The organism is Puniceicoccaceae bacterium, assembly GCA_040224245.1.
GTDB lineage: Bacteria > Verrucomicrobiota > Verrucomicrobiia > Opitutales > JAFGAQ01 > JAKSBQ01.
The window spans coordinates 16,941-28,844 of the sequence record JBEGIR010000053.1 but is presented as its reverse complement, the minus strand read 5'-3'; the positions used below and the strand labels follow the sequence as shown (position 1 = coordinate 28,844).

7 protein-coding genes are annotated in these 11,904 nt (G+C 54.4%); 4 read left to right on the top strand and 3 right to left on the bottom strand.

From position 1 onward, the window contains the following. Position 1 precedes the first annotated feature (1 nt). Together ABQ298_08850 and ABQ298_08845 are read left to right on the top strand one after the other, a co-directional pair. Positions 2-523, top strand: a complete 522-nt coding sequence (locus ABQ298_08850; protein MEQ9824477.1) for a peroxiredoxin — start codon at positions 2-4, stop codon at positions 521-523. Between the two features lie 332 nt (positions 524-855). After that, positions 856-1,782, top strand: coding sequence for an alpha/beta hydrolase (locus ABQ298_08845; protein ID MEQ9824476.1), 927 nt, complete (start codon positions 856-858; stop codon positions 1,780-1,782). Positions 1,783-1,799: 17 nt separating this feature from the next. On the opposite strand, the gene ABQ298_08840 is transcribed toward ABQ298_08845, so the two are convergent. Together ABQ298_08840 and ABQ298_08835 are read right to left on the bottom strand one after the other, a co-directional pair. Continuing rightward, positions 1,800-4,220, bottom strand: a complete 2,421-nt coding sequence (locus ABQ298_08840; GenBank protein MEQ9824475.1) for a glycoside hydrolase family 2 TIM barrel-domain containing protein — start codon at positions 4,218-4,220, stop codon at positions 1,800-1,802. Positions 4,221-4,589: 369 nt separating this feature from the next. Then, entirely contained in the window at positions 4,590-4,922 is a 333-nt protein-coding gene (locus ABQ298_08835; GenBank protein MEQ9824474.1) for a pyrimidine/purine nucleoside phosphorylase, read from the bottom strand. A gap of 377 nt (positions 4,923-5,299) precedes the next feature. On the opposite strand from ABQ298_08835, the gene ABQ298_08830 reads away from it, so the two are divergent. Then, the gene (locus tag ABQ298_08830; GenBank protein ID MEQ9824473.1) at positions 5,300-8,779 is read left to right on the top strand and encodes a two-component regulator propeller domain-containing protein; all 3,480 of its coding nucleotides are present in this window, start codon (positions 5,300-5,302) and stop codon (positions 8,777-8,779) included. A gap of 152 nt (positions 8,780-8,931) precedes the next feature. Continuing rightward, positions 8,932-11,439 (top strand): glycoside hydrolase family 2 protein, encoded by a 2,508-nt coding sequence (locus ABQ298_08825; GenBank protein ID MEQ9824472.1) that lies wholly within the window; start codon positions 8,932-8,934, stop codon positions 11,437-11,439. Between the two features lie 67 nt (positions 11,440-11,506). Here ABQ298_08825 and ABQ298_08820 read toward each other — a convergent pair whose 3' ends face one another. Further along, positions 11,507-11,803, bottom strand: a complete 297-nt coding sequence (locus tag ABQ298_08820; protein ID MEQ9824471.1) for a hypothetical protein — start codon at positions 11,801-11,803, stop codon at positions 11,507-11,509. Between the last annotated feature and the right edge of the window lie 101 nt (positions 11,804-11,904).

The following is an 11,904-nucleotide window of genomic DNA, read 5'->3' as shown; positions in this document are numbered from 1 at the left end:
CATGAAACCCTTAAAATTCATTCTCATCCTGTCCATGTTCAACTTCTTCAATTTCGGCTGCGCCGACGAACTCGCGGTCGGAGCCGATGCTCCCGCCCTCAATGCCACCCTGCAAAACGGAGATACCATTGATTTGGGAGCTGTTTTTGCCGAGGGCATCACACTCGTCTTTTTTTATCCCAAGGCAGACACTCCTGGATGTACGGCTCAGGCCTGCAGCCTTCGGGATTCCTTCGAGGAACTCACCGCCAAGGGGGTCAAGGTATTTGGTGTCAGCTATGACTCCGCCGAAGCCCAACGCGATTTCATGGATAAACACCAGTTGCCCTTTGACCTGATCGCCGATGAAGACAAATCCGTATCAAATGCCTTTGGTCGCGGCTGGTTTTCCCGTCAGGCCTACCTGATCCAGGATGGCAAAATCATCTGGCGCGATACAAAAGCCTCCACCAGCTCTCAGGCCGCCGATGTCAAGCAGGCCCTGATGGATCTCGGGATCCTTCAATTTGACTCGATGTCATAAAGCAAAGCCGTTCTCTGCAAAACAGAACAGCGGAGATGCCAGGAAACTGCCACCGCAGGGCACAGTCTAATCCATGACTGCCCTGCGACCGACTTAACAGTCAAGCGAACTTTCTCTCGAAAGATTGCACAATTTTTCAGTCTATTGAATTCATGCCATGGGCAAAGTCTCATGCGCACTGAAATCCGACGCTTCGGCATCGGCCTCTTCAGAATTCAATTCTACTTATTCAAACCAAAACAATAAAATACGCTTCGCGTATTCGGTCGGGGTCATTTCTATGGGGGTGTGACCCCGATTTTTTTTGCCGCATTCGAACAGACAAAGCTTCCATGAACATTCAATCCCTACTTGTCCTGACCCTGCTCCCCACAAGCTTGATCGTTGCCGATTCCTCGTTTCTCCACATCTGGCCGGAGCAAGCCCCCGGAAGTGAAAAACTTGCGCTAGAACTGATGACAGAGGAGCGTTCCACCAATCCCAATGAACACAATCGCGTGCTGAGCCAGATTCAGACTCCGCAGCTTGAGGTCTTTCGGCCCGAAACCCCCAATGGAACAGCGGTTCTGATTTGTCCGGGTGGAGGCTACCGCTATCTCGCCTACGATCATGAAGGTGTGGTGATTGCAGAACGTCTCAATGAGGATGGCATCACCGCATTTGTGCTGAGCTACCGGCTGCCGGGAGAGGGTCACGACAACCGCTCATGGGTGCCGTTGCAGGATGCGCAGCGCGCCCTGCGAACCATTCGCTACCACGCAGAAGATTGGGGAATCGACTCACAACGCATTGGCGTGATGGGCTTTTCCGCTGGTGGACACCTCGCCTCAACCCTTGGAACACAGTTTGAGCGGCAAAGTTACCCGGTCAGGGATCAGCTGGATGCGGTATCCGCGCGACCCGATTTCATGATCCTGCTGTATCCCGTGATTTCCATGCACCCGGATGTCACCCACATGGGCAGTCGAACCCAGTTGCTCGGCACCGATCCCGAACCCTCCATGGAGAAACAGTTTTCCAATGCCCTTCACGTAACAGCGCAGACACCGCCCACTTTTGTGGCGCTGGCCAATGACGACGGAGCCGTCATCCCGCAAAATAGCCTCGAATTCGTCACTGCACTGCTTCAGGCAAAGGTGCCAGTTGAATTACACAGTTTTGAAAAGGGTGGACACGGCTTTGGCATTCGTCGGGCATCGGGACCGACTCAGACCTGGCCTGACCTGCTGATCGCGTGGATGCGGGATCGGGGACTCTGAACTCAACCGTTAGCGTCTCAAATCGCGGTTAACTCAATGACCTGCTTCGGCAGGTCATCCGCCCATACTTCCAACTGAATCGGACCCGGCTCTTCTCCCGACTCCACGATCACGACCAGCTGCCCACTGAAGGTCTGCATCGTTGGCAGATGAAAAAGTTCCAGAGAGGTGGCGTCCCCATTGCACACTGCGCGAAAACTACCAGCACCCGTCACGCGGAAATGCAATTGCGCAGCTGCCCGTGGACACAGATTTCCAACCGCATCCACCACACTCACAGTGACAAAACTCAAATCTTTTCCGTTGGCTACAATCTCAGTGCGATCCGCCTCCAGTCGCAGCGAATGCGGTGGACCTGCCGTGTGCATCTGTCGTCGCGCCAGTGCATTCCCATCCCCATCGAGTGCCACAACCTCCAGCGTGCCGGGTTCATACTTCACGTCCATCCACATCAGACGATAGCGCTCCTGCAGGGAACCGTTGCGATGCTTTTCCCGAATGCCCTGGCTTACTCCGTTCAGGAAGAGCTCTGCGCGATCATAGTTCGTATACACAAACACCGGCGTTGTTTCACCAAGGCGCTCGGGCCAGTTCCAGTGCGGCAGGATGTGCAGGGTTTCGACTTCCGGATTCCACCGACTGCGATAGAGGTAGTAGCGATCCTTGGGAAGTCCGGCGAGATCCAATATGCCAAAATAGGAACTTCGGGACGGCCAAAACTCGTCGTAAGGAGTGGGTTCGCCCAAATAGTCAAATCCGGTCCAGACAAACTCACCGATCACCCAGGGTTTGTCATCCTGCATCACAAAATCTACCTCGGGTACATTTGACCACGAGCAGGCCTCAAGATCGTAGGAAGAGGATTGAAGATCCGCATGGGTGATGCCCTTACCCTCAACCACCGGGAAGTGATAAATCCCGCGGGAACTCACGGTGGAGGCTGTCTCTGAACCCAGGATCAGACCCTGCGGGAAGCGTTCATTGGCCTCTTCATAGAGGTGTACGCGATAATTGAGTCCAGGGATATCCAACAGAGCACCAAAGCCGCTCTCCATAGTTGCCTTCACCTGATCCATACCCACTGTCACCTTGCGCGTGGGGTCCTCGCGGTGAAACAGATCCTGCAGCCACTTTGCCCGCTTCACTCCCTCCGCTCCCCATTGGTCAGGCACTTCATTACCACTGCTCCACATCACAATGCAGGGATGATTGCGCGTCGCCCGCACGAGATTGACCACATCACGCTCGGCCCACTCCTCAAAGAACCGGTTGTATCCATTCTCCACTTTGGGCTTGGCCCACTCATCAAAACTCTCGGCGATGAACAGAAAGCCCATCTCATCACAGAGTTCAAGCTGCTCGGGCGACGGCATGTTGTGCGCAGAACGGATCGCGTTTACTCCGAGATCCTTCAGGATGCGCAACTGCCTCCGCAGTGCCGCCACATTGATCGCCGCTCCAAGCGGTCCCAGATCGTGATGCAGGCAAACCCCTCGAAACTTGGTGACCTTACCGTTCAGAAAAAATCCCTTCTCAGGCACAAACTCCAAAGTCCGCACTCCAAAACGCACCTGCTTCGAATCTGTGAGAATGCCATCCTGATACAGCTCACAATGAACAGTGTAGAGTTGCGGATCTTCCGGACTCCAGAGTCTGGGATCTGGAAGTGCAAGGTTGAGTTCGATTTCATCGCCAATCGCTTGCACACCCGTGACACGGGCAACTTCATTCTGCTCCGCATCGACAATGCGTGCCTGCATGCTCAGCCCCTCACCCGACACTGCAGCTTTCACATTCACCTTCGCCACTTCGTCCTGCACCAGCGGAGTCGTGACAAAAATTCCCCATGGATCAAAACTTGCCTTGTTTTTCACCAACAGGCGCACGTTCCGATACAATCCGGCCCCCGGATACCAGCGCGAGGAGCGCGGCTGATTCTCCAACCGCACCGCGATCAGATTCGTGCCGGCGCGAAGCGCTTCCGTCACATCGACATAAAAATAACTGTACCCATAAGGCCAGTATCCCACGCGCTCTCCATTCACATAGACCTGAGCCTCGCTCATGGCTCCATCAAAATACAATAATGCCTGTTGATCCTCCAGAAGTTCGGGCAAGTGAAGTTCATACCGGTACCAACCGCTGCCGATAAAAGGCAACGCACCTGTGCGACCCGTTTTTTCCGTCGCAACAGTTTCTCCGTTTTGCACGATGCGGGTGACTTGCTTGTCAATTTCAGGATCAAACGGTCCCGTGATTGCCCAATCGTGGGGAACACGCACTGATTCCCAGTGTTCATCGTCATATTGCAGGGATTGTGCCCCATCCGCATCGCCGCGATGGAACTTCCACCCCGTCTCCAGTTTCAGCTCGGTTCGCTGGGCAAACAATAGGCCCGGAAGACAACAAAGGAATAGCAACAGGAATCTCGATTTCATGAACAACATGGGGTAAGTACCAAACACTGCGATCATAGCAGCACAGTGAACTCCAGTATCAGAACCTGCAATAACGCAATGGCACCGTCAACTGTTGTCGATTCACACCGTCAGAATTGGGCATTCGTTGCCTATTCCGCATATACAATCGACCGTACTGCAAGGCATGATTCCGGTGCTTGTGTCAGTGACAAGGCGATCTGAAAAGCTTCCCCCGGATCATTCCCCTATTTCGCTCGCTGCCAACTCGCGTTCTCATAGTAGCGGGAACTTCAAGCTCGCGTTCCCATAGTAGCGGGAGCTTCAAGCTCGCGTTCTCATAGTAACAACTCCTCCCCTTCATACAGGAAGTTGTGCGAGAGTTGAAACTTACTTCGCGATGAAGCTGCAGATGTATTCCGCTATGCCGTTGACTGATTCAATCGTGAAGCCCGACTGAGCAGGAACCTCAAAAAAGGATCCCGCCTCGTAGGTTGTTGTTTCACTGCTGCCATCGAGGGTCACCCGCACAACGCCCGCAACCATCTCCATGCGCTCAGCGGCATCCGTCCCAAAATGATAGGAACCGGGGTAGATCAAGCCAAGCGTCTTGCGACTGCCATCTGGCAATGTGAGTGCATGGGAAACCACCCGCCCATCAAAATACACATTCGCCTTCGCGGCCACGCTGACATTGTTGAAAATTTTTGATTCTGCTGACATGGCGCAAGATCTCGTCGATTCCGACCGCAAAGTCAACGCTGCTTCAATCGGATCAATCCACTTCAATGAGTGGGAAAATTCCTTCCGCGAAACTCAGTGATGTTGCGATTCAAGGTTGTCGATTTCGGGCTGGATTCACTGCTTTCCAGATCTCATGAACGGTCCTGTGTGTAAATATTCCGTCAAAATCATGTTTCCTACTCGATTCGCTCACATTTCAACTGCCATGCGCCGAATAAAAGAATTCCCCGTTACAACTCTCCGCTATCGCAGCTCCCATGTTCCCCGGCAAACATACCGTTTTCCATCGCCAGTTCTCAGCTATACTTGTTCTGTGGATTTGCCATTGCCTGTGGGTCACAACGCAGCTCCACTGCTTGGACTTCGGAACAGACCGCAACCGCTACGGTATCGTCGAGTGGAACATGCAATCCGGATTGCCACAAAACTCGGTTAGAGTCGTGTTTCAGGCATCCAACGGCTACCTCTGGGTGGGAACAGACGACGGTCTCGCACGCTTTGACGGTCTGCAGTTTCAAATCTTTGACCTCACCAATACTCCCGAACTTCGCAGTGCCCGCATCCTTGCTCTGGGCGAATCCGGTGATGGTACCATCTGGATCGGCACCGATGGTTCCGGCATGCTGTGGTATCGTGACCACAAGTTTCTTCGAACACCCCACACCCATCTGGACAATCACAGCATTCGCGACTTTGAATACCTGGGCGGGGAAACCATGGTGGTGGGAACCAATCGCGGAGTCTATGAATGCACCCCTAGGCGAACCCGTCGCATGGGAGATCGGTCCCTGGATCCACCTCGCGATCTTCAGGCACTTGAGTTTGACTCCGAAGGCAAACTCTGGATCGCAAGTGCGGATCCTCGAATCATTCTGCCTGACGGAAATGTAATGCAACTCAATGCTCAGGGGAGGTCCCTTCATGTTCAGCATCTGGACCGTTCGCCAGACGGGCGCATGTACCTTGCGACCCGTGATGGCCTCTATGTGCATGATGGCACTCACGCCCAACGCATCGGACGCGAGGACGGCCTGCTGGATAGCAATGTCCAGGCGGTCAAGGTCGCACGGGATGGAACGTTGTGGGTCGGAACCAACGCAGGGCTTCAGTGCTACCAGAATGACCGGTGGTCCTCAATCGGGTGGCCATGGGGCGATGGCATCGGTTCCGTGGTCTCTATCGTCGAGGGCAGCGAAGGAAACCTCTGGGTCGGTACCCATTCGGGGTTGTTCAACATTCGGGAGAAAAAGCTGAAATCCATTGGAAAAGAGGAAGGTCTCTCCCACGCCTCCATCCTCTGCCTGCTGCCTGCGCGAGATGGTTCCATATGGGTTGGCACCTTCGGCGGAGGACTCAACCACATCCTTCCCAACGGCGAAGTGCAAAGCTTCCGGAAAGATCGCTACCTGATCGAAGACTACGTTTATTCCCTTGCCGAAGCACCCGACGGTGCAATCTGGATTGGCTACCGCGAGCAGGCCAAACTATCTCGGCTCAAGGGAAACAGCATTGAACACTTTGGCATCGAACACGGGATGCCCGAAGATACCATTCGCGGACTTGCTTTCACACCTGATGGCAGCTTGTGGTTCACAACCCACTACCGCGGACTCTGGAGGTTGCAGAACGGGCGCTATGAATTCATAGATATCGAACCGCTCAATGGCCGGACCAAATGCCCCTTTGTGGATTCAAAAGGCAATCTGTGGTTTTCATCCATGAACGGAATCGGCCGCCTGGATTCGCAGGGACGTCTGCAAACTTGGCTGACTGATCAGGGCGTGCGCGGAACCATCACCTATGCTTTCTACGAAGATGATCGAGGTTCCATCTGGTTTGCCAGAAAGGACGGCGGTGTGCAACGCATTCGAAACGACGAGTTGCAGAGCTTCCCCATCGGTGGCGATCCGAATGCCACAGCCATGGGCATCGAGGGAACTCCAGACTCCCTGCTGTTACACTGCTCCAAGGGCATCTACCGCGCCGACCTGGACGCCTACGATGCAGTTGCCAACGGCGATCAGGCTTCGATCTCCGAAACCCTCTTTGATGAGTATTTTGGTGGCAAGGCCGCAGCACCTTCCATCGGCGGACATCCTTCAACAGCCTCCATCGCAGGAGATTCGCGTTGGTTTGCCACAACTGCTGGCATCACCGAAATCACTCCCGGGCGCATCCCCACCAACACCATTCCCCCACAGGTCATCATCGAATCGGTTGTTTACAACCGAACTTCATTTCCAGTTGCCGACGCAAGTCTGGATCTCGATCCCGGCGATGGAACGCTTCAATTCCACTTCACAGCCATGGGTCTGACCGATGCCGCTCGCAATCAATTCAAATATCGGATGATCGGAGTCGACGATGACTGGATACTCGCCGGAACATCGCGAACCGCAACCTACTCGGGATTGAGTCCGGGCAACTACAGCTTTCAGGTCACCGCCAGTAATAACGATGGCATGTGGCAACCCGTACCGACAACGCTTTCGTTCCACATTGCTCCCCACTTCTGGCAAACGCCCTGGTACTGGATACTGGTGAGTATCACTGCTGTAACACTGGTTTATGCCACGATTTCATGGCGCACCCGGGTGCATCGCAAACGGGAACTTCAACTCCAGCAGCGCGTCAATCAGCAGACAGAAGATCTGCGCATCGCCAAGGAAAACGCTGAAAAAGCCAACCAGGCCAAGAGTGAATTCCTGGCCATCATGAGCCATGAGTTGCGAACCCCGATGAACGGATTGCTGGGCATGACCGAACTGGCCCTTTCGATTGCAAAGGACCGCGACCTGAGGGACTATTTGAACACCGCTCATGCTGCGGGTCGAAGCCTGCTCAACATCATCAACGATATTCTCGACTTCTCCCGCATCGAAGCAGGCAAACTCACGCTCGAATCGGAGACATTTCAGCTTCAGAACTGGCTCATGGAGTGCCTGCATGTGGTGCGCCAGGGGGCCGAGGAAAAGGGGCTTCGCCTCGAATACGAGATTCAGGCATCCTGCCCCGAATGGGTCTATGGAGATGCCAGTCGTCTGCAGCAGGTATTGCTCAACCTGCTGAGCAATGCCATCAAGTTCACCAGCAAAGGAGAGGTGATGCTCTCAGTTGAAACCGTAGAACAGCAGAGTGATTCCTGCACGCTACGGTTTTCCGTCATGGACACGGGGATCGGGATCGCTCCCGAACAAATCGATGCCATTTTTCACCCCTTTCAACAGGCAGAAACCTCTATCTCCCGCCGATTTGGTGGAACAGGACTCGGACTCGCGATCTCTCAACGCATTCTCAGCTCCATGCACAGCCACATGCAGGTCACCAGCGAACCGGGACGTGGCAGTTGTTTTCACTTTGACGTCACTCTGAAGATCGCGCATCCCCCAGAGTCCGCTACCCGGATTCCAACCGCACCCGAGCTTCACTCTCTCGCATCTGACAAAGAGGGACGCTCCGCTTCACTCAAGATTCTCCTGGCGGAAGATAACCGGGTCAACCAGCGCATCTGTGAAATCCAGCTGAGAAAGGCAGGTCACTGCGTCACCATCGTTGACAATGGCCTCAAGGTGCTCGAGCAACTCGATCAGCAGAACTTTGATGTGGTGCTGATGGATGTGCAAATGCCCGAAATGGATGGCATCGAAACCACCCGCCACATCCGACAGCGTGAGAAGCCAGGGGCGGCATCCCCCATCATCATCGCCATCACCGCCAACGCGTTGAAAGGAGACTCGGAAACCTGTCTCAATGCGGGCATGGATGACTACGTTTCCAAACCCATTGACTGGAAAGTGCTGCACGCAAAGCTCCAAAGCGTCCAGCCAGTGTCGTGATGATCCGCAGTGCGGCAAGTCTAGTGCATGCACAATTGTCCCCTTGAAAAGCATGCTACTGCTCTTTTGTATGTCCCGTCTACGACCGTGTCCGACCTTAGCCATCCCGCGGACGGGCACTGCCAATCATCACTGACGCTTTTTCAAATATCATGATCAAAATTCCACTCGACGGCGAATGGACGCTCGAAAACCGCTCCGGAAAACCCGAATACCAGACACCAGCCATCGTGCCCGGATGTGTGCACACAGACCTGCTGGAAGCTGGGCTGATCCCGGACCCCTACTACCGGGACAACGAACAGCGTCTGATGTGGATCGGAGAGCACGACTGGTCATACCGTCGCAGTTTTCAACTCGAGGCAAGCGAACTCGACTGCAAGTCCCTGCTACTCTGCTGTGAGGGTCTCGACACCTTTGCTCAGGTCATACTCAATGGTATTTCCATTGCGCACACGGATAACATGTTCCGCTCGTGGCAGTGGGACGTGAAGGAACACCTGAAAGCGGGAACGAATGAAATCGAAGTGCTCTTTCGCTCGCCGCTGCCCTATGGTCGAGAGCAACAGGAGCAACATTTCCTCATCCACACAGGCATTGGTCATCATCGACTTGAGGGAGGCAATTGGGTTCGCAAGGAAGCCTGCAACTATGGTTGGGACTGGGGTCCCATGCTGCTGACTGCCGGTATCTGGAAACCCATCTACTTGCTGGCGCTTGAGAGCAGCCGTCTCGAATCCATCATGATCGAACCCACAGTCTTCGCAGATGACTCCGCCGCGCTGCGCCTGAATATCCATACCCCACCCTGTCCGCTCGAACCCCACCACCTCGATGTAGAGATCAGCTTCGAGGGCGAACGCATCGACTCCACTTCCGTGAAATGGGACGATTCCGGCGAAACCGAAATCACGCTCACCTTCGACCATGTGCAGCGCTGGTGGCCGACGGGCATGGGAGAACAACCGCTCTACAATGTCACGATTCAGCTACGCAATTCCCGAGGCAAGACGGTAGACGCCGCACACAGGCGTATCGGATTTCGCGATCTCTCACTGGTCACCGAATTTGACGAATGGGGCCAGTCCTTCAAATTCAGAGCCAACGGAGTCGATTTCTTTGCCAAAGGGGCCAACTGGATTCCTGCCGATACCTTTACCAGTCGCATCCACAACGAGCATGTTCGCGATCTCCTGGAATCCGCAGTCGAGGCAAACATGAACTGCATGCGTGTCTGGGGAGGTGGACTCTACGAAAGTGATACCTTTTATGACCTCTGTGATGAGCTGGGCATTTGCATCTGGCAGGACTTCATGTTCGCGTGCTCAGCCTACCCACTGCACGACCGTGAATTCCTGGAAAATGTCGAGGTTGAAGCCGTGCAGAATGTGAAGCGGCTGCACCACCACGCATCCCTCTTTCTCTGGTGCGGAAACAACGAACTCGAACACATGGATGGTTACATTGGGGACACCCCCGGTGCCATGCCGTGGCACCACTACAGCCAATTGTTTGATGTGCGCCTTCGGGAAATCGTGCGCCGCCATCACCCCAATGCATGCTACTGGCCAGCCAGTGAACACAGTCCGATCGGGAATCGCACTCCGCGAATCCATTCCTCCGATCCACGCTGGGGAGATGCCCATCTCTGGAAAGTCTGGCACGGAAGGGAACCTTTTGAATGGTATCGCGGTTCGTTTCACCGCTTTTGTTCGGAGTTCGGCTTTCAGGCGTTTCCTCATCCGAGCACACTTGAGGAGATTTTGGAGCAGGAGGATCGATCCATCACAAGCTATGTCATGGAGTTGCACCAGCGCTCTCCCGGCGGCAACTCAACCATCATGGCCTATATGCTCGACTGGTTCCGCCTCCCCGTTGGTTTTGAAAACACCATTTGGCTGAGTCAGATTCTGCAGGCGCTCGGCATCAAATATGCCGTTGAACACTGGCGACGAAACATGCCACGGTGCATGGGAGCGACCTATTGGCAACTCAATGACTGCTGGCCCGTTGCCTCGTGGTCCTCCATCGACTCATCCCGCCGCTGGAAGGCACTGCACTACGAAGCCAAGCGATTTTTTGCACCGCAAATGCTCAGCATCATCGAAGATGCAGCACAGCGACAGCTTGAAATTCACATCACGCAAGATGATGCAGCTCACCCGTCCGCCAACCTGCTCGTAAGCACCTGGCACACAAGAACAGGAGTGTGCCTTGATCAGCAGAGTTTCGAGATCAGTGAACCCACTCGGGGCAGCTGCCTCGCAGCTCACTGTGAAATCCAGATCGATCCCGAACTCGCGTCCGAGCGCGATGTTGTCATGCAGGTCGAATGGAAGCGGGATCAGATGGTCATGGCAGAAAACATGGCAACCTGGGTCAGACCCAAACACCTGAACCTCGGCAAGCCGATGATCGAATCAAGCGTCGGATGCGATGACGAGGGTCGCATTTACGTCGACTTGTGCACCGATGTTCCCGCCCTCTGGGCCTGGCTTGACGCAAAATCCCTGCCCGATCTGCGATGGAGTGATAATTTTTTCCACCTCTATCCTGAGCGCAAACGTCGCATCTACCTGCACAATCCGGGCATCACCACGCTCGAAGGCCTCGCAGAACAACTTCGCGTGCGTTCTCTCTGGAATACCTACCAGGACTGAAAGCGCACGAAAGTCAGTGATCGATCCATCCAGTAAGGGATTTCCGTGCGGTTCTTCGCACGGTTCCCTACTGCTGCTGTGTCCAGTAGGAGAGCTTCAGTTTCCGGGGATCGTGATCAGGGGTCTCCACAAAATAAACCGCCAGTTGCAACCGTTCCAGCAGATCCGGAATCGTTCGCAAGGCGGGGTCCCGATCCGTCATCGCATCCGCCAGCACCTCTGGAGCACGACCACTGAGTTCGTAGTACTCCCGCACGCCAAGATCAAGCAATCCCCTCGCGATATCCGCCTTCATCATTGGAATTTGCATGAACGAAGACTGCAGGGCTTCGTAATCGATTTTTTTCCTTTTCTTTTCAGCCATGGTTGTGCTCTTCGACTGCACACGATTGTTCATTTTCCCCACAAATCAACCCCAAAGCGTGTCCTTCGTCCCCAAGCGGCAACTGTGACACAGGCTGAGCC